This window comes from Streptomyces sp. NPDC001508, from assembly GCF_040298665.1.
Classification (GTDB): domain Bacteria; phylum Actinomycetota; class Actinomycetes; order Streptomycetales; family Streptomycetaceae; genus Streptomyces.
Map to the genome: position 1 here is coordinate 43,448 of NZ_JBEPAP010000003.1, position 18,801 is coordinate 62,248.

At 69.4% G+C, this 18,801-nt stretch carries 17 protein-coding genes and 1 riboswitch; of the genes, 4 read left to right on the forward strand and 13 right to left on the reverse strand.

Annotated elements, in window-relative coordinates:
- Positions 1–41: 41 nt before the first annotated feature.
- Together ABT245_RS04265 and ABT245_RS04270 are read right to left on the reverse strand one after the other, a co-directional pair.
- Positions 42–1,385 (reverse strand): NYN domain-containing protein, encoded by a 1,344-nt coding sequence (locus ABT245_RS04265; protein ID WP_351728329.1) that lies wholly within the window; start codon positions 1,383–1,385, stop codon positions 42–44.
- A gap of 40 nt (positions 1,386–1,425) precedes the next feature.
- The gene (locus ABT245_RS04270; RefSeq protein WP_351728332.1) at positions 1,426–1,665 is read right to left on the reverse strand and encodes a hypothetical protein; all 240 of its coding nucleotides are present in this window, start codon (positions 1,663–1,665) and stop codon (positions 1,426–1,428) included.
- 154 nt (positions 1,666–1,819) lie between these two features.
- On the opposite strand from ABT245_RS04270, the gene ABT245_RS04275 reads away from it, so the two are divergent.
- Complete coding sequence (locus ABT245_RS04275) at positions 1,820–2,563, forward strand: rhomboid family intramembrane serine protease (protein ID WP_351728334.1); 744 nt, start codon at positions 1,820–1,822, stop codon at positions 2,561–2,563.
- Positions 2,560–2,841: an Lrp/AsnC family transcriptional regulator gene (locus ABT245_RS04280; RefSeq protein WP_351728337.1), complete on the forward strand. Its 282-nt coding sequence runs from the start codon at positions 2,560–2,562 to the stop codon at positions 2,839–2,841. Before ABT245_RS04275 ends, ABT245_RS04280 begins: the two co-directional genes overlap by 4 nt.
- A 465-nt stretch (positions 2,842–3,306) precedes the next feature.
- Here ABT245_RS04280 and ABT245_RS04285 read toward each other — a convergent pair whose 3' ends face one another.
- From ABT245_RS04285 to ctaE, 6 genes are all read right to left on the reverse strand, one after another.
- On the reverse strand, positions 3,307–4,668 hold the full coding sequence (locus ABT245_RS04285) for an aminotransferase class V-fold PLP-dependent enzyme (protein ID WP_351728340.1): 1,362 nt from the start codon (positions 4,666–4,668) through the stop codon (positions 3,307–3,309).
- 191 nt (positions 4,669–4,859) lie between these two features.
- Positions 4,860–4,976: riboswitch (SAM riboswitch) on the reverse strand.
- An 88-nt stretch (positions 4,977–5,064) separates the two neighbouring features.
- Entirely contained in the window at positions 5,065–6,129 is a 1,065-nt protein-coding gene (gene trpD / locus ABT245_RS04290) for an anthranilate phosphoribosyltransferase (RefSeq protein WP_351728343.1), read from the reverse strand.
- Positions 6,130–6,257: 128 nt separating this feature from the next.
- A complete protein-coding gene (qcrB, locus tag ABT245_RS04295) occupies positions 6,258–7,895 on the reverse strand; it encodes a cytochrome bc1 complex cytochrome b subunit (protein WP_351728345.1) in 1,638 nt (545 codons plus the stop codon).
- The gene (gene qcrA / locus ABT245_RS04300; RefSeq protein WP_351728348.1) at positions 7,892–8,941 is read right to left on the reverse strand and encodes a cytochrome bc1 complex Rieske iron-sulfur subunit; all 1,050 of its coding nucleotides are present in this window, start codon (positions 8,939–8,941) and stop codon (positions 7,892–7,894) included. Before qcrA ends, qcrB begins: the two co-directional genes overlap by 4 nt.
- Complete coding sequence (gene qcrC, locus ABT245_RS04305; protein WP_351728351.1) at positions 8,938–9,750, reverse strand: cytochrome bc1 complex diheme cytochrome c subunit; 813 nt, start codon at positions 9,748–9,750, stop codon at positions 8,938–8,940. Before qcrC ends, qcrA begins: the two co-directional genes overlap by 4 nt.
- 75 nt (positions 9,751–9,825) lie before the next feature.
- Positions 9,826–10,446 carry an aa3-type cytochrome oxidase subunit III gene (gene ctaE, locus ABT245_RS04310; protein ID WP_351728354.1) on the reverse strand — a complete coding sequence of 207 codons (621 nt, stop codon included), beginning with the start codon at positions 10,444–10,446 and terminating at the stop codon, positions 9,826–9,828.
- Positions 10,447–10,591: 145 nt separating this feature from the next.
- On the opposite strand from ctaE, the gene ABT245_RS04315 reads away from it, so the two are divergent.
- On the forward strand, positions 10,592–10,993 hold the full coding sequence (locus ABT245_RS04315; protein WP_351728357.1) for a response regulator: 402 nt from the start codon (positions 10,592–10,594) through the stop codon (positions 10,991–10,993).
- Positions 10,994–11,259: 266 nt separating this feature from the next.
- Here ABT245_RS04315 and ABT245_RS04320 read toward each other — a convergent pair whose 3' ends face one another.
- From ABT245_RS04320 to ctaC, 4 genes are all read right to left on the reverse strand, one after another.
- A complete protein-coding gene (locus ABT245_RS04320; protein ID WP_351728359.1) occupies positions 11,260–12,537 on the reverse strand; it encodes a L,D-transpeptidase in 1,278 nt (425 codons plus the stop codon).
- Between the two features lie 131 nt (positions 12,538–12,668).
- The gene (locus ABT245_RS04325; RefSeq protein WP_351728361.1) at positions 12,669–13,067 is read right to left on the reverse strand and encodes a cytochrome c oxidase subunit 4; all 399 of its coding nucleotides are present in this window, start codon (positions 13,065–13,067) and stop codon (positions 12,669–12,671) included.
- Complete coding sequence (ctaD, locus tag ABT245_RS04330) at positions 13,064–14,800, reverse strand: aa3-type cytochrome oxidase subunit I (RefSeq protein ID WP_351728363.1); 1,737 nt, start codon at positions 14,798–14,800, stop codon at positions 13,064–13,066. Before ctaD ends, ABT245_RS04325 begins: the two co-directional genes overlap by 4 nt.
- Positions 14,797–15,756 carry an aa3-type cytochrome oxidase subunit II gene (gene ctaC / locus ABT245_RS04335; RefSeq protein WP_351728366.1) on the reverse strand — a complete coding sequence of 320 codons (960 nt, stop codon included), beginning with the start codon at positions 15,754–15,756 and terminating at the stop codon, positions 14,797–14,799. Before ctaC ends, ctaD begins: the two co-directional genes overlap by 4 nt.
- 602 nt (positions 15,757–16,358) lie before the next feature.
- Here ctaC and ABT245_RS04340 point away from each other — a divergent pair.
- On the forward strand, positions 16,359–17,744 hold the full coding sequence (locus ABT245_RS04340; protein ID WP_351728368.1) for a cysteine desulfurase/sulfurtransferase TusA family protein: 1,386 nt from the start codon (positions 16,359–16,361) through the stop codon (positions 17,742–17,744).
- Here the strand turns inward: ABT245_RS04340 and ABT245_RS04345 are convergent, their stop codons facing one another.
- A complete protein-coding gene (locus tag ABT245_RS04345) occupies positions 17,745–18,719 on the reverse strand; it encodes a carbohydrate kinase family protein (protein WP_351728370.1) in 975 nt (324 codons plus the stop codon). It abuts the gene before it with no gap.
- Positions 18,720–18,801 lie beyond the last annotated feature (82 nt).

Consider the following 18,801-nt stretch of genomic DNA (forward strand, 5'->3'; position numbering starts at 1 on the left):
ACACTTCCGTCAATTCAGGCATTAAGAATGTACGTTGACGTTCAGGACAATCGCCTGAGAAGCATCGCGGAAGCGACCGGTCGGGCACCCGCGCGGGCGACGCCGTCGGCCACCTCGCGATCGGTCGAGGCGACGATGACCGGCCGGCCCGGCGGCTCGGCCCGCACCAGCTGGCGAATCAGCTCGTCGGCCGTCACACCCGGCTTGGAGAACAGCACCCGCACCCCGCGCGGCGGGGCGAGCAGCACCGGCGCGGCCAGCTCGGCGCCGTCGAAGACACATGTCACCTCGGCGCCGGTCTGCGCGGCGAGCTGCGAGAGCTGGCCGAGCAGCCGCAACCGCTGCTTCTCCAGCGGCATCTGCGGATAGCCGGTCTTGGTGACGTTGTAGCCGTCGACCACCAAGTGCGCCTGCGGCAGGGCGAGGAGCTGGTCCAGGATCGCCGGGTCGTGTTCGGACAGCGCCCGCGCCGCGATGTCCTTCGGGGTCATCCGGCCCGGCTCCACCGCGTCCACCGTCTCGGCGGGCCGCACGGAGACCGGCGGCAGCGCCAGCTCACGGCGCAGCCCCTGGGCCGCCTCCAGCACGGTGTCGAGCAGCAGCCGCACCCGCATGTCCTCGACGCTGCGCCCCTCCCGGGCCGCCCTTCGGCTGGCCTCCAGGGCGGTCTCGACCTCCCCGAGACGGGCCTTGAGCCGCCGGGACTCGCTCTCGGCGGCCGAGATCTGCGCCTGCCCCTCGGACCGCACCGCCTCGATCTCGGCCTGGGCCTTGCGCAGGGCGGCGTCGCCCCGCTTCACATCACTGAGGGCCGCCCGGAGCTTGCGGTGAAGCGATTCGGCTTCCCGCTTGGCCGAATCCAGCTCGGCACGCAGCCGTTCGGTCTCGGCCCGGGTATGGTCGCGGACCCGTGCCAGCTCCGCGCGCAGCCGCTCCAGCTCGGCCCGGCTCTCCTCGTCGGCGCGCTCGGCGTCGGCCCGCTGGACCTCCTCGCCGGCCGCGGCCACCAGCTTCACCCAGCCGGCCGGACGCAGCACATAGGCCGCGGCCGCCACGTCGAGCGGGTCCGCGGCCGGGGGCGGCGAGCCGGAGTCGAGGGCGCCGCAGAGTTCCGGCTGCGCCTCTCTGAGCTTCTCCCCGATGCGCTGCCGGAACAGCGTGTCGGTCTCCAGGGCGGCGGCCATCGCGTTGCCCGCGAACTTCGCCCGGCGATTCGGGGCGAACCGCGCATACTGCCGCAACTGGGCGGGCAGTTCGCCGATCGTCAGACTGCCGAAGCCGTCCGACACGATCTGCACGACCCGGCGGCGCACGCCGTCGGGCAGCGGACGGTCAAGCACCTCGGCGGTGCCGTCGCCCGGCCCCCCGCCTGCGGTCTCCGCCATCCGTCACACCCCAATACCCGTGCGGGGCCGCCTCCTGCGCTCAGGAGCCGGCTCCCGGCCTGTCCACCAGTTCCACCTGGTCCACCGCGTTGCACCAGCGGCAGCGCACCGACTCGATGGTCTCACTGACCACCTCGCGCTCCTCGACCTTGGGCTCTCCGGCGAGGTCGAGATGGACGTACTCGACGGCCTTCGAGGCGCGGGTCACATCGAAACGGGTGAGGTTGCCGCAGAGGGTGCAGCGCCATCGCGTGGTGGCGGTCGGCAGGGGAACCGGCATCGTGACTGTTCGCTTCCTTCCAGTGTCCGTGACGCGCCGTCCGCCCGGCGCGTGTGGCCGTAACCCTACGGCCTGCCGGGTCCTCGTCGCCCGTTCGTCCACGGCGGCGAGGCGATCTGTGCTACTGAGTACCGTTACGTCATGCTCTGTGGTCATGATCAGCAACTGGAACGCGACGGCCGGGCGGACCTTCAGAGCGGTCCGCGGCTCGTCGGCGCCGATGACCCACGCCCTGATCGCCCTGTGCTGCCTGATCTTCCTGATCGGGCCCGCGTCCGGGTTCAATCCGGCGTACGGCACCGGTGACGAACTGCTGGCCGCGCAGCGCGCGTACTTCCGGCGCTGGGGGGTCGTGCCCGCGAACCTGTTCGACGGCCCGGCCGGGGAGGCGCTCACCCCCGCCACCGCGCTGTTCGTGCACGGCAGCTGGGTGCATCTGCTCGGCAACATGCTGTTCCTCTACGTCTTCGGGGTGATGACCGAGGAACGGATGGGCCGCGTGCGGTTCACCCTCTTCTACGTCGGCTGCGGCTATCTGGCGCTGATCGGCTACGCGGCCGCCAACGCCGCCTCCCAGCAGTCCCTGGTCGGCGCCTCAGGGGCGATCTCAGCGGTCCTCGGGGCGTTCCTGTTCCTGTTCCCCGGCGCCCGTGTCACCAGTCTCCTCCCCTTCCTGTTCTTCCTCCCGCTGCGCTTTCCCGCCTGGGTCGTGCTGCCCTTCTGGGCGGGCCTGCAATGGGTGGCGGCGCGGCAGGCCACCCAAGGGCCCGGGGTTGCGTACCTGGCCCATCTGGTGGGCTTCGCGCTGGGCTTCGTCTTCGCGTGGGTGCGGTTCGGGCGTCGGGCTAGAGTGAAGTCCGCCCCAGCTCCGGCTCCCGAGGGAGAAGACCAGCCGTGATCACCGCGATCGTGCTCATCAAGACCAGCGTGGACCGGATTCCCGAGATCGCCGAGCAGATCGCTGCGCTGGAGAACGTCAGCGAGGTCTTCTCGGTCACCGGCACCTACGATCTGATCGCCATGGTCCGGGTCGGCCGGCACGAGGACCTCGCGGAGGTCATTCCCGGCCGCATCAGCAAGATCGGGGGCGTGGAGGCCACGGACACCCACGTGGCCTTCCGCACCTACTCCCAGCACGACCTGGAAGCGGCCTTCGCTCTCGGCCTGGACAACTAGCTCCGCCAGGCGCTCCGCTGGTAACGCCGCTATGTGGGTTCCGTCGGCTGCGGGTCCCTCCGGGGGATTCGCCGTCTGTTGACTGCCGCGCCGTCGTGACTGGGCGCGCCGTTCCCCGGCTCCCCGGGGGTATCCGTCGGCCCTCGACTGCCGCGCCGTTCCCCGCGCCCCCCTCCGGGGGTATCCGCCGGCCCTCGGCTGCGGCGCCGTCGTGGCTGGGCGCGCCGTTCCCCGCGCCCCCTCCCGGGGTGACTGCCGTCCGTTTGCTGCCGCGCCATCGTGGTTCATCGCGCAGTTCCCCGCGCCCCCTCCCGGGGGATCCGCCGGCCCTCGGCTGACACGCCATCGTGGCTGGGCGCGCCGTTCCCCGGCCCCCTCCCGGGGCATCCGCACGCCGTCGGTTGTGTGGTGTCGGGGCTGGGTGGGGGGGGCTTCGGGCATGGTTTGGAGGGGCTGGGGGGTGGGTTAGGTGGTGGGGACGCAGCGGCCGTTTTCTGTGTGGTAGTGCCACTTCGCGCCGTCGCGGACGAGTTGCTTCACGGCGGTCACGAAGCGTTCGACGTGTTCGTCGGGCGTGCCCGCGCCGAAGCTGACGCGGATCGCGTTGAGGGACTTCTCGCCGGGCGCGGCCTCCGGGGCGCCGCACTCGCCCTGGGACTGCGGGTCGCTGCCCAGGAGGGTGCGGACGAGCGGGTGGGCGCAGAAGAGCCCGTCGCGGACGCCGATGCCGTACTCGGCGGAGAGCGCGGCCGCGAAGTGGGAGCTGTTCCAGCCGTCGACCACGAAGGAGATCACGCCGACCCGGGGGGCGTCCTCGCCGAAGAGGGAGAGGACGCGCACCTCGGGGACCTCGGCGAGACCCGCGCGGACCGTGTCGATCAGGTGCCGCTCGCGGGCGACCAGGGTGTCGAAGCCGGCCTCCGTGAGGGCCTTGCAGGCAGAGGCGACGGCGTAGGCGCCGATCACGTTCGGCGAGCCGGCCTCATGGCGGGCAGCCGTCTCATGCCACTCCACGGCCACACCCCCGTCCGCCCGCCGGGTGACCGTACGGCTCGCGCCACCGCCCGCGAGGTACGGCTCGGCCGCGCGCAGCCAGTCGGCGCGGCCGGCGAGCACGCCCGTCCCGAACGGCGCGTACAGCTTGTGCCCGGAGAAGGCGACCCAGTCGACGTCGAGGTCCTTCACCGACACCGGGTGGTGCGGGGCGAGCTGGGCGGCGTCGAGGACGATCCGGGCGCCGTGCGCATGCGCGGCGGCTGCCAGCTCGCGCACCGGCCACAGCTCCCCGGTGACGTTGGAGGCGCCGGTGACGCAGACCAGCGCCGGGCCCTGCCCGTCACGGCCGGCCAGCGCCGCCTCGAGGGTCGCGACGGCCTGCGCAGGGGTGCGCGGTGCGTCGAGGTAACTGACCTGGGCGTCCTTCCAGGGCAGCAGTGAGGCGTGGTGCTCGGTCTCGAAGACGAAGACCTGACAGCCGGCCGGGAGCACGGCCGCCAGCAGGTTGAGCGAGTCGGTGGTGGAACGGGTGAAGACCAGCTGGTCGTCGGGGCGGCAGTCCAGGAACTCGGCGACGGTGGCGCGGGCGTTCTCGAACAGGTCGGTGGACAGTTGCGAGAGGTAGCCGGCGCCGCGGTGCACGCTGCCGTAGTAGGGGGCGTAGGCGGCCACGTCGTCCCAGACCCGCTGGAGGGCGGGGGCGCTGGCCGCGTAGTCGAGGGCGGCGTAGGTGACCTCGCCGCCGGTGACGAGCGGCACGGTGACATCGCGGCCGAGGACGGGCAGCGGGGCGCGAACGGACTGGGCGGAGGCAGCGGTGGAGACGGACATGGCTCAACTCCCGTGAAAGCAGGCGGAATTCACCACGCGAGGCACAACTGCGGCATCGGGCAGGGCTCGGCGTGGGGAGGAAAAGGGGGTATGCGGAGGCGGGGCTCTGCGGCCCTATCGCATTCGCTTGCTCACGAGAGGCTCCCTCGACGACCAGGACCCCTGGGCTTGTCACTCAACAGAGTGCGAGGGGTCCGCGCTTGCCGCAGACCTCGCTGCCTACGGCCTGGTCTTCACCCGGGGCACCCCGCCACGGACGGAGGGTTGCCGGACAGTCGGCCGGGGCCGAATGACTGTCGCTCATGACCTGATGGACATCCTGCCACACGATCATCGATGCGCAAGACGCGGTCCGGATCGTGGACCGCGTCCTGCGTCACATCGTCGTACGGGACTTCACGCGTGGCTGGCGGCGGCCCAGCGTTCGAGCGTCCGGCGGGCCGCGCCGGAGTCGATCGACTCGGCCGCCTTCGCCATGCCGTCCCGGATCTGCTCGGCCAGCGGCCCGCTTCCCGGGTCCAGGGCGACCAGGGCCGCCGCCGAGTTCAGCAGCACGGCGTCCCGCACCGGGCCCGTCTCGCCGTCCAGCAGCCGCCGGGCCACCCCCGCGTTGTAGGCGGGGTCGGCGCCGCGCAGCGCCGCCACGGGGACCAGGTCGAGGCCGACCTCGCGCGGGTCGAAGGCGTCCTCGGTGACCTTGCCGTCGCGCACCACCCAGACCCGGGAGGTGGCGGTGGTCGTCAGCTCGTCCAGGCCGTCGTCCCCGCGGAAGACCAGCGCGGACGAGCCGCGTTCGGCCAGCACCCCGGCGATGAGCCCCGCCATCCGGGTGTCGAAGCAGCCGATCGCGGAGGCGGTGACCCGGGCCGGATTGGTCAGCGGGCCGAGGAGGTTGAACGAGGTCGGAATCCCGAGGTCCCGCCGGACGGCGCCGACGAACCGCATCGAGGGGTGGAAGGTGGCCGCGAAGCAGAAGGTGATTCCGGCCTCCTCGACCACCCGCGCCACCCGTTGCGGCGTCAGATCCAGGTTGATGCCGAGCTGTTCGAGCACGTCGGAGGATCCGCTCGCCGAGGAGGAGGCCCGGTTGCCGTGCTTGACGACCTTCGCGCCGGTCCCCGCGAGCACGATGGCGGACATCGTGGAGATATTGACCGTCTTGGCCCGGTCGCCGCCCGTGCCGACGATGTCGACGGCCGGACCGGGGATGTGCAGCGGCTTGGCGTGCTGGTACATCGCCTCGACCAGGCCGGTGATCTCCTCGACCGTCTCCCCCTTGGCCCGCAGCGCCACCAGGAAGCCGGCGATCTGGGCGTCCGCGGCCTCGCCGGACATGATGCGGTCCATGGCCCAGGCCGTGTCACCGGCGCTCAGGTCCTGGCCGCCGAGCAGCGTGCTCAACAGGTCGGGCCAGGAGCGGCCCGCCGCGGTGTCGCCTCCAGCGGGGGTCACAGCGCTCATCAGCCGCTCCGGTCATCGGTCGTCGTCAGCTACGGATCGGCTCCACCCTATCCATCCGGCGGACGCGCGAGGGACCCCGTCCGAACACCGGACGGGGTCCCTCGTGTGTGGCGTGGCGTGCGCAGCGATCAGTGGTGGCCGTGGCCGCTCGTGATCTCCTTGTACTCCTCGACGGTGGGCTTCGGGATCTGGGCGTCCTCGCCGTAGTAGGCGTCGCTGAGCTTGGCGCGCAGCTTCTCGGCACCCTTCACCTTCCGCTCGACACCGTTCTCGTCGACCGTCGGACCGACCTCGGCCGGCTCGTACTGGTGGTGGGCCGTGAGGGTGTGCAGCTGCTCCTGGCTGAGCGGCTCGTGGACCTCGATGAACTCACCGTGCGGCAGGCGCTTGATGATGCCGGTCTCGCGGCCGTGCAGCACCTTGTCGCGGTCGCGGCGCTGCAGGCCGAGGCAGATCCGCTTGGTGACGAGGAACGCGATGACCGGTCCGACGAAGAAGAAGATCCGGACGAACCAGGTGACGGCGTTGATCGACAGGTGCAGATGCGTGGCCCACAGGTCGTTGCCACCGCCGACCAGCGTGATCATGTAGACGGTGACCCAGGCGACACCGAACGCGGTCCTGGTCGGGGCGTTGCGCGGGCGGTCCAGGATGTGGTGCTCGCGCTTGTCGCCGGTGATCCAGGACTCGATGAACGGGTAGACCGCGATCGCCGCCAGGACCAGCGGGAAGACGACCAGCGGGATGAAGACGCCCAGGACGAGCGTGTGACCCCAGAGGTTGATCTCCCAGCCCGGCATGAAGCGGATCAGACCCTCGGCGAAGCCCATGTACCAGTCAGGCTGGGCTCCGGTGGACACCTGGTCCGCGCGGTAGGGGCCGATGGCCCAGATCGGGTTGATCTGCGCGATCGCCGCGATGGCCGCGATGGCACCGAAGACCAGGAAGAAGAAGCCTCCGGCCTTGGCCATGTAGACCGGCAGCAGCGGCATGCCGACGACGTTCTTCTCGGTCTTCCCGGGGCCCGCGAACTGCGTGTGCTTGTGGTAGAAGACCAGGATCAGATGGCCCACCACCAGGCCGAGCATGATGCCCGGCAGCAGCAGGATGTGGACCGAGTAGAACCGGGCCACGAAGTCGTGGCCGGGGAACTCGCCGCCGAAGAGGAAGAACGACAGGTACGTGCCGACGATCGGCACGGACAGGATCGCGCCCTCCATGAAGCGGACACCGGTGCCGGAGAGCAGGTCGTCCGGGAGCGAGTAACCGGTGAAACCGGTGAACATGCCGAGGACGAACAGCAGGAAGCCGAACAGCCAGTTGATCTCACGCGGCTTGCGGAACGCGCCGGTGAAGAACACGCGCATCATGTGCACGAACATGCCGGCGAGGAAGATCAGCGCGGCCCAGTGGTGGATCTGCCGGACCAGCAGACCACCGCGCACATCGAAGGAGATGTGCAGGGTCGAGCTGAACGCCTCGGACATCAGCTGGCCCTGCAGCGGGATGTACGAGCCGTGGTACTCCACCTCGTTCATCGACGGGTGGAAGAACAGCGTCAGATACACACCCGTGAGGATGATGATGATGAAGCTGTAGAGGCAGACCTCGCCCAACATGAACGACCAGTGGTCGGGGAAGATCTTGCGCATGTTGGCCTTGGCCAGGGAGTAGATCCCGAGCCGGCCGTCGGCCCAGTCGGCGACGCGTTCGCCGGCCGGTGCCTTCCCGCGAGAGCGGGACTCTTGGTTCGATGCAGTGCTCATCCGCGCTCCCAGAAAGCAGGACCGACGGGCTCCGCGAAGTCGCCGAGCGCCTGGAGGTAGCCCTCGTCGCTCACGCCGATGCGCAGCTGCGGCAGGGCGTGACCGGCGGGGCCGAAGATCACTCGGGCACCGTCGGAGAGGTCGAAGGTGGACTGGTGGCACGGGCAGAGCACGTGGTGCGTCTGCTGCTCGTACAGCGAGATCGGGCAGCCGACATGGGTGCAGATCTTCGAGTAGGCCACGATGCCCTCGTGCGACCACTCGAGCTCGCGCTTGTCCTTGATGTTGTCCGGCTGGATCCGGACGATCATCAGGGCGGCCTTGGCGATCTCGTTCTGGAAGTCCTCGTCGTGCTCCTCCAGGCCCTCGGGCTTGGCGAAGGTCAGCGAGCCGACGGCGACGTCCGAGGGACGCAGCGGCTCGTTGGTGTTCATGTTGACGAGCAGTGTGCCGCTCTTCCACCGCGTGTGGCGCAGCTTGGTCTCGGGCAGCGGGCCGAGGTCGCGCAGCAGCACGACGCCGGAGAGCGGCACCAGGGTGAGCGCGCCGAACATCGTGTTGCGGATCAGCTTGCGACGGCCGAGCACGGACTCCTTGGCGCCCTGCTTGAAGTCCTCGTGCACCTTGGTGCGGACCTCGGGGGACGCCTCGATCGGGTGCCGCTCGTCGGCGATCTCCGCGTCGGACATCAGGGTGCGGGCCCAGTGGACCGCGCCCGCGCCGATGCAGAACAGCGCCGCGCCGAGCGTCATGCCGAGCGCGAAGTTGAGCGCGCTGATGTGACCGATCGGGAAGACGAAGATCGACTTGTCGTGCGGGATCCCCACGTACGAGGCGATGAAGCCGACGGTGGCCAGCATCGACACCGTGAACAGCAGGGCGACGACCCGCTCGGACCGCTTGGCGGCCCGCTCGTCGATGTCCTGGATGCGGTGCTCGTGCGGCGGCAGCCCCGGGTCGGCGAACGGGTCCTTCTCGTCCGCGACGCTCAGCGCGCCGGCCTGCTCGGCCGGCAGGTTCTCTTCTGGAATGTCTTGGCTACTCATGACTTCTTGGCCTTTGCGGTCCGAGCGGCGACCCAGACGGCGACCGCGACCAGTGCGCCCAGTCCGAAGATCCACGCGAACAGACCCTCGCTGACCGGTCCGAGACCGCCCAGGGACAGGCCACCGGGGTTCTCGGTGTCGCTGCTGTTGACCGCGTTCAGGTACGCGATGATGTCCTTCTTGTTCTTCTCCGACAGCGTGGTGTCGGGGAAGGAGGGCATGTTCTGCGGGCCGGTCTGCATGGCCTCGTACATGTGCTTCGGGTCGACGCCTTCGAGGTCCGGCGCGAACTTGCCCTTGGTCAGCGCACCGCCCTTGCCGGTGAAGTTGTGGCACTGCGCGCAGTTGGTGCGGAACAGTTCACCGCCCTTGGCGATGTCCGCGCCCTCCGGGCCGTACTGCGCCTTCGTCGGCACCTCGGGACCGGCACCCAGCGAGGCGATGTACGCCGCGAGCTGGTCGATCTGGGCCTGCGTGTAGATGTTCTTCTTGCTCGGGACCTGGGCGCCCTGGGAGGTCGCGGCCGGCATCCGGCCGGTACCCACCTGGAAGTCCACGGCCGCGGCGCCCACACCGACGAGGCTGGGCCCGTCGGAGGAGCCCTGGCCACCGGTGCCGTGGCAGCTGGCGCAGCCGACCGAGTAGAGCTTCTTGCCCTCCTCGATGGTCAGGGACTGGGCGGTCGTGTCGGCCTGCGCCTTGCTCGCGGGCGCGAACGCGGCGTACAGCCCCCCGGTGGCCGCCAGCGCGAAGAGTAGGACGACGACCGCCGCCAGCGGATGGCGTCGTCGTGCGGAGAGCTTTTTCACGGATTACCCCGGTGTCAGGATCTTCTGCGTCGATGCTTCTGTGGTGGATCGGTGGCCGTCGTCCGGCGCGCCGATTTACTTGATCAGGTAGATCGTGGCGAAGAGGCCGATCCAGACGACATCGACGAAGTGCCAGTAGTAGGACACGACGATGGCGGCGGTCGCCTGCTCGTGCGTGAACCTCTTCGCCGCGTAGGTGCGGCCGAGGACCAGCAGGAAGGCGATGAGACCGCCCGTCACGTGCAGGCCGTGGAAGCCGGTGGTCAGGTAGAACACGGAACCGTAGGGGTCGGAGGACAGCGAGATGCCGTCCTTCTTCACCAGCTCCGTGTACTCGTAGATCTGACCGCCGATGAAGATCGCGCCCATGATGAAGGTGACGATGAACCAGCCGCGGAGCTTCTTCACGTCACCGCGCTCGGCGGCGAACACGCCGAGCTGGCAGGTGAGCGAGGAGAGCACCAGGATCGTGGTGTTCGTCGCCGAGAAGGGCACGTTGAGCGCGTGCGCCATCGACTTCCAGTGGGTCGGTCCCGTCACCGATCGCAGAGTGAAGTACATCGCGAAGAGGGCCGCGAAGAACATCAGCTCGGAACTCAGCCAGATGATGGTTCCGACGCTGGTGAGGTTCGGCCGGTTGACCGACGGGTGCGCGTGCCCGGTATCTACTGTCGTTGCTGTCGCCACGCCCGACATTATGTCGGTCGCTTATCTCGCCCTCACTCCCGGGGGTGCCGTTCGGAGTGTCCGCCCCTGTCATACCGGTGTTGACGTGGTGTTCATGGGAGTAGCATCCGGCCCAACGGCCTTGTCCGCACGACGCCGACGTCTCGGAGGAACAATGCAGCCGACCGCCACGGTGCTGGTCTACAGCGACGACTCCAACACCCGCGAGCAGGTACGGATGGCCACCGGCCGGCGGCCGGCCCCCGATGTGCCCCTGGTCGAGTTCGTGGAATGCGCGACCCCGGCAGCCGTCCTGCGTGAGCTGGACCGCGGCGGGATCGATGTCTGCGTGCTGGACGGTGAGGCCGTGCCGATGGGGGGCATGGGGGTCTGCCGGCAGATCAAGGACGAGGTGTTCCACTGCCCGCCGGTGCTGTTGCTGATGGGGCGGCCCCAGGACGCGTGGCTGGCCACCTGGAGCCGGGCCGACGCCGCGGTGACCCTGCCGGTGGAGCCGGTGGAGTTCGCGTCGGCGCTGGCGTCTTTGCTCCGCCAGAAGCGGCTCGCTCCGCTGTAAGGACCGGATACGGCGTCGCCGCGGCAGCGTTGTGGCCGGGCGGCGGAGCCGCATATCTCCTTTGCGGGCGGGCTCTGTCGCGCCCCCCGGGCAGAGTTGTGCACGCCGTCGGGCGACTACGGCTGCGTTGTCGTTGATCGCGCCGTTCCCCGCGCCCCTTCGGGGCGCGAACCACCGTCGATAGACCGCGGCAGCGTTGTGGCCGGGCGCGGCCGGGCGGCGGAGCTGCATGGGGATGCGGCTCCGCGCGGCCTTGGGGGGCGGGATTACAGGGGCTTGGGGGTCAGGCGGGATGTGTCCTGGTGGTTTGCGCCGGGGGTGGGGGCGGAGGTCAGGGCGCTGCCGGTGCGCCACTTGGTCCAGTCGATGTTCCAGTCGCCGTAACCGTTGTCGAACGGCTCCATCTGGTCACCGTTGGAGTTGATGACCTTGACGATGTCGCCGGGGCGGACGGTGTCGTAGAACCACTTGGCGTTGCCGGTGCTCATGCCGGTGCAGCCGTGGCTGACGTTGGCGGAGCCCTGGGAGCCGACGGACCAGGGAGCGGCGTGGACGTACTCTCCCGACCAGGTGACGCGGGTCGCGTAGTACACCGGCAGGTCGTACGAGTCCGAGGTGCCCTCGGCGATTCCGACGGTGGTGCCGCGCATCCGTACGAAGTACTCCTTCTCCAGCACCACCTTGACGCCGTTGCGTGTCTCGAAGCCGGGCTTGCCGGTGGTGATGGGGACCTGGTTGATCTCCTGGCCGTTCTTGTACACCGTCAGCGTGTGCGTGGCGGCGTCCGTGAGGGCCTCGACCCGGTCCCCCGTGGTGATCTTCAGGGGCTTCGCCTTGCCGCCCCGCAGCCGGTCGTCGATCCGGATGCCCTCCAGGTTGCTGTGCACCTGGATGGTGGCGTGGGCGGGCCAGTAGTCCTGGGGGCGGTAGTGCAGCTGTTTGTCGTTCACCCAGTACCAGGAGCCCTTCACGGCGGGCGTGGAGTCGACCCGGAGGGCGTTCTCCACGATGGCGCGCTGCGCCTTGTCCTTGACGGGCTCGTTCAGCTCGGCCGTGATGGGCTGGCCGACGCCGTACTCGCCGGCCTCTGGCCCGAAGGTGACGTCGAGGGTCTTCTTGGCGGTGGGCCGGCTGGTGTCGAAGGTGAGGGTCTTGCGGCCGGGCGCCCCGTCCGCGTTCTCCGTGCTGACCCGTACCGTGTAGTGGGCGTCGGCGGCAAGCGGGGAGGTGCTGTGCCAGCGACTGCCGTCGGCCGCGAGTTCACCCGCCACATAGCGTCCTGTCGCGTCCACGGCCGTGACGTCCGTGATGCGCCCCTCTCCGCTCTTGGCGGTCACCTCAAGGGGCTTGTCCGGGTCGGCCTTCTTCCGGGCGTCCTTGGGAGCGTTGAAGGAGATCTGGCCCGCCGCGTCGTACGGCTTGGCCGCCAGGGGATCGGCGCCGTGCGAACCGCAGGAGATGGCGCCGGTACCGAGGGCGGTCACCAGCAGCGTGCAGCCGACGACGGTGCGGATGCGGGCTCGGGGGAACGCAGTCTGGCTCATGACCTCACGCTAGGAAGCATCGTCAACACCGGCGCGCTGGGTGAGCCGTCCGGGTGAATGTCCCCGCAATAATGACGACGGGAGCCCGGCCCCCTTGCGGGGACCGGGCTCCCGTGCGTGTCCTTTGTGCGCTACTGGGTGCGGCTCTCGCCGTGGTAGTACTCGAAAACCCAGCCGAACAGGCCGATCAAAATGATCGGCAGCGAGAAGTACAGCAGCCACCAGCCGACCGCAATCCCGAGGAAGGCCAGCGCGCCGCCGATGCCGAGGGCGAGCGGCTGCCAGCTGTGCGGGCTGAAGAAGCCCAGCTCGCCCGCGTCGTCCGCGACGTCGGCCTCCTTGTTGTCCTGGGCACCCACGTCGACCCGCCGGGCGGTGAAGCCCAGGTAGAAGCCGACCATGATGCACAGGCCGAAGGCCAGGAAGAGCGCCGTGGTACCGGCCGGCTCCTTCGACCACACGCCGTAGACGACCGCCACGGCGAGCACGAAGACGCTCAGCCACATGAACAGATGGCCCTGGATCTTCACTTGCCTGCCTCCTTGCCGCCCGCGATGGCGCTGCTGCCGTGACCGGCGTACTCCAGCTGCTCCAGGGCCACGATCTCAGGGTGGTGCAGGTCGAACGCCGGGGATTCGCTGCGGATCCGGGGCAGGGTGAGGAAGTTGTGCCGCGGCGGCGGGCAGGACGTCGCCCACTCCAGCGAACGGCCGTAGCCCCACGGGTCGTCGACCTCGACCTTCTTACCGTACTTGGCCGTCTTCCACACGTTGTAGAGGAACGGCAGGATCGACAGGCCCAGCAGGAACGACGAGATCGTGGAGACCGTGTTCAGCGCGGTGAAGCCGTCGGCCGCCAGATAGTCGGCGTACCGGCGCGGCATGCCCTCGGCGCCCAGCCAGTGCTGCACCAGGAAGGTGCCGTGGAAGCCGATGAACAGCGTCCAGAAGGTGATCTTGCCGAGGCGTTCGTCCAGCATCTTGCCGGTCCACTTCGGCCACCAGAAGTGGAAGCCGGAGAACATCGCGAAGACCACGGTGCCGAAGACGACGTAGTGGAAGTGGGCCACCACGAAGTACGAGTCGGAGACATGGAAGTCCATCGGCGGCGACGCCAGGATGACACCGGTCAGACCACCGAAGGTGAAGGTGATCAGGAAGCCGGTCGCCCAGAGCATCGGTGTCTCGAAGGACAACGAGCCCTTCCACATGGTGCCAATCCAGTTGAAGAACTTCACTCCGGTCGGGACCGCGATCAGGAAGGTCATGAAGGAGAAGAACGGCAACAGAACACCGCCGGTGACATACATGTGGTGCGCCCACACGGTCACGGACAGGCCGGCGATGGCGATGGTCGCGGCGATCAGGCCCATGTAGCCGAACATCGGCTTGCGACTGAAGACCGGGATGACCTCGGAGATGATGCCGAAGAACGGTAGCGCGATGATGTACACCTCTGGATGGCCGAAGAACCAGAAGAGGTGTTGCCATAGCAGGGCCCCGCCGTTGGCGGCGTCGAAGACATGGGCGCCGAACTTGCGGTCGGCCTCCAGCGCGAACAGGGCGGCGGCCAGGACCGGGAAGGCGAGCAGCACCAGGACACCGGTCAGCAGCACGTTCCACACGAAGATCGGCATGCGGAACATGGTCATGCCGGGGGCACGCATGCAGATGATGGTGGTGATGAAGTTGACCGAGCCGAGGATGGTGCCGAAGCCGGACATGGCCAGACCCATGATCCACATGTCGGCGCCGATGCCGGGCGAGCGGACCGCGTCGGACAGCGGGGAGTAGGCGAACCAGCCGAAGTCGGCGGCGCCCTGCGGGGTGACGAAGCCGCCGACCGCGATCAGCGAGCCGAACAGATACAGCCAGTAGGCGAACATGTTCAGCCGCGGGAAGGCCACGTCAGGCGCGCCGATCTGCAGCGGCATGATCCAGTTCGCGAAGCCGGCGAACAGCGGCGTCGCGAACATCAGCAGCATGATCGTGCCGTGCATCGTGAACGCCTGGTTGAACTGCTCGTTCGACATGATCTGCAGACCGGGTCGAGCCAGCTCGGCGCGCATGATCAGCGCCATCACGCCGCCGATCAGGAAGAACGCGAACGACGTGACGAGATACAGCGTCCCGATCGTCTTGTGGTCGGTGGTCGTCAGCCACTTCACCACGACGTTGCCGGGCTGCTTGCGCCTGACCGGCAGCTCGTTCTCGAACGAGTCTTCAGCTGCCGCGGCACCCTGGGGTTCGTTGAGGATGCTCACAGGTTTGTCGTCTCCCGGTTCTTCTCGTGGCTCGTCTGCGCGATGCCGGCGGGAATGTAACCGGTCTGCCCCTTCTTGGCGAGGTCCTTGAGGTGCTGCTCGTAGCGCTCGGGGGAGACGACCTTCACGTTGAACAGCATCCGGGAGTGGTCGACGCCGCAGAGCTCGGCGCACTTGCCGAGGAAGGTGCCCTCCTGATTGGGGGTCACCTGGAAGGCGTTCGTGTGGCCCGGGATGACGTCCTGCTTCATCAGGAACGGCACCACCCAGAAGGAGTGGATGACGTCACGCGAAGTGAGGACGAAGCGGACCGTCTTGCCCTTCGGGAGCCACAGCGTCGGACCCGGGTTGTTGGTCTGCGGGTTCCGGGTGCCGGGCGTACCGACGTCGTAGACACCGCCGGCGCTCGCCGGGAACTCGTCCTTGAACCGGGACGGAATGGCTTCCAGGTTCTTGTCGGTCTTCGCGTCGCCGGTGGAACCGGGGACGCTCTCGATGTAGTTGAAGCCCCAGCTCCACTGGAAGCCGACCACGTTGACCGTGACATCGGGCTTCTTCGAGAGGTCCAGGAGCTTCGTCTCGTCCCGGGCGGTGAAGTAGAACAACACCGAGATGATGATGATCGGGACCACGGTGTACAGGGCCTCGATCGGCATGTTGTACCGGGTCTGCGGAGGAACCTCGATCTTGGTCCGGCTGCGCCGGTGGAAGATCGCACTCCACAGGATCAGGCCCCACACCAGCACGCCGACGGCGAGCGCGGCAGCCCAGGAGCCCTGCCACAGCGAGAGGATCCGCGGAGCCTCTTCCGTGGTCGGGGTGGGCATGCCAAGGCGGGGGAAGTCCTTGTATGTGCAACCGGTAGCGGTCGCCAGGACCAGGCCCGCGGTCATTGCCTGCAGCAGCTTCCGCCGCATCGGGCGCCGCGGCGAGCGGTCGGAGCCGTTGGGACTCACGTAGCGCCTTCCCGAGAGTCTCGCCCGCGCGGTTCGGCTGCGGCCTTCTCGCTGGTCGGTCGCCGCCCTGCGTCGGGCAGGGGTTTGGATGTTTATGCGGAGCAAACCCTAGCCCACGCCCTCCGGGGGGTTGCGGGGAGGGTGCCCTTCGCGCCGCGGGTCGTGCGGGAGGGGGTGTTGTGGTTCGGGGCGGCTGATAGCTCGGGGGTGCGGTGGTTTGGGGCGCCTTGCAGCTCGGGGGTTCGGGTTGGTCGGCGGGTGCGGGAGCGTTGTGGCTTGGCGCGCCGTTCCCCGCGCCCCCAAGGGGCAGGGTGCTGTGGTCTGGGGGCGCCTTGCAGCTCGGGGGTTCGGGTTGGTCGGCGGGTGCCGGAGCGTTGTGGCTTGGCGCGCCGTTCCCCGCGCCCCCAAGGGGCAGGGTGCTGTGGATCGGAGGGCGCCTTGCAGCTCGGGGGTTCGGGTTAGTCGGCGGGTGCCGGAGCGTTGTGGCTTGGCGCGCCGTTCCCCGCGCCCCCAAGGGGTGGTGCGGGAGGGGAGTGGCTTGGCGCGCTGTTCCCCGCGTCCCTTTGGGGCTGGACGGTGTGTGGGGGTTTTAACGTTGCTGTATGGGCTACTTCGACGGCGCTTCTGCTGCTCCTCTTCATCCTGTCGCTCGGCAGGCGTTGCTGGCCTCGTTGGATGAGGGGTGGGCCGATCCCACGCGGCTGTACCGGGAGGGGCGGCGAGCGCGGATGCTGCTGGACGCCGCGCGGGAGACCGCGGCGGAGGCGGTGGGATGCCGCCCCGACGAACTGGTGTTCACCTCGTCCGGGACCAGGGCCGTGCACACCGGGATCGCGGGGGCGCTGGCCGGGCGGCGGCGGGCCGGCCGCCACCTGATCGTGTCAGCCGTCGAACACTCCTCGGTGCTGCATGCCGCCGACGTCCACGAGCGGGACGGCGGGACGGTCACCCAAGTGGCGGTCGACCGATCGGGGGCGGCGGACCCGTCGGCGTACCGGGCCGCGCTGCGTCCTGAGACCGCGCTGGCCTGTCTGCAGTCGGCCAACCACGAGGTGGGCACCGTGCAGCCGGTGGCGGCGGTCGCCGAGGTGTGCCGGGCGGCCGGGGTGCCGCTGCTGGTGGACGCGGCCCAGTCGCTGGCATGGGGACCGGTCGAGGGCGGCTGGTCGCTGCTGACGGGCAGCGCCCACAAGTGGGGCGGACCGCCCGGGGTGGGCCTGCTGGTGGTGCGCAAGGGCGTACGGTTCGCGGCCCAAGGCCCCCTGGACGAACGGGAGTCCGGCCGGGCGGCCGGGTTCGAGGACATTCCGGCGATCGTGGCCGCGGCGGCCTCGCTGCGGGCGGTACGGGCCGAGGCCGACGAGGAGGCGGTACGCCTGCGGGAACTGACGCAGCGGATCCGGGCCCGGGTGCCGGGGGCGGTGCCGGACACGGGGGTGGTCGGCGACGCGGACCGCCGGCTGCCCGGGATCGTCACGTTCTCCTGTCTCTACGTCGACGGCGAGACGCTGCTGCACGCGCTGGACGCGGAGGGCTTCTCCGTCTCGTCCGGCTCGTCGTGCACCAGCAGCACGCTGACGCCGAGCCATGTGCTGCGGGCGATGGGGGTGCTCAGCGAGGGGAACGTACGGGTGTCGCTGCCGCCGGGGACGTCCGAGGCGGACGTCGAGCGGTTCCTGTCGGTGCTGCCGGGTGCGGTGGCGGGGGTGCGGGAGAAGTTCGGCGCGCCTGCGCCGGTGACTGTGCCGGCTCCCGCCCGGTCCGGGGCGCTCGTCGTGGACGCCCGCGGCAAGCGGTGCCCGATCCCGGTGATCGAGCTGGCGAAGGTCATCGGGGACGTGCCGGTGGGCGGCGAGGTGCGGGTGTTCTCGGACGACGAGGCGGCCCGGCTCGACATCCCCGCGTGGTGCGAGATGCGCGGTCAGGAGTACATGGGCGAGGAGCCGGCGGACCACGGCTCGGCCTATGTGGTCCGCCGGGCGGCCTAGTCAGGCGAGGCGGCTGTGCACCTCGGCCGCCGCGTCATGGCCGTACGCCTTGGTGAAGCGGTCCATGAAGTGGGCGCGGCGCAGCTGGTACTCCTGGGTGCCGACCGTCTCGATGACGAGGGTGGCGAGCATGCAGCCGATCTGGGCGGCCCGCTCCAGGGAGACACCCCAGGCGAGGCCGGACAGGAAGCCGGCGCGGAACGCGTCGCCGACGCCGGTGGGGTCGGCCTTGCGCTCCTCCTCCGGGCAGCCGACCTCGATCGGTTCGTCGCCGGCCTGCTCGATGCGGACGCCGCGGGGACCGAGGGTGGTGACCCGGTGGCCCACCTTGCCGAGGATCTCCTGGTCGCTCCAGCCGGTCTTGGACTCGATGAGGCCCTTCTCGTAGGCGTTGGAGAACAGGTACGTGGCGCCGTCCAGCAGTATCCGGATCTCCTCCCCGTCCATGCGGGCGATCTGCTGGGAGAAGTCGGCGGCGAACGGGATGTCCCGGGAGCGGCACTCCTCGGTGTGCCGGAGCATCGCCTCGGGGTCGTCCGCGCCGATCAGCACGAGGTCGAGGCCGCCGACCCGGTCGGCGACGGTCTTCAGCTCGATGAGCCGCGCCTCGCTCATCGCGCCCGTGTAGAAGGAGCCGATCTGGTTGTGGTCGGCGTCGGTGGTGCACACGAAGCGTGCGGTGTGCAGGGTCTCGGAGATGCGTACGGATTCCGTGTCCACGCCGTGCCGCTCCAGCCAGGCGCGATAGTCGTCGAAGTCGGCCCCCGCGGCACCGACCAGGACCGGTCGGGTACCGAGCTGCCCCATGCCGAAGGCGATGTTCGCTCCGACACCGCCCCTGCGGACGTCGAGGTTGTCGACCAGGAACGAGAGCGAGACGGTGTGCAGCTGATCCGCGACGAGCTGGTCGGAGAAGCGACCCGGGAACGTCATGAGGTGGTCGGTGGCGATGGAGCCGGTGACTGCGATGCGCACGGCGAGGACTCTCCTGGAGGGAGGCAGTTTGACAGTTCACGCTACCCGGTTCGCGCAGGGCGTTGAAGTCGACCAAAATAGC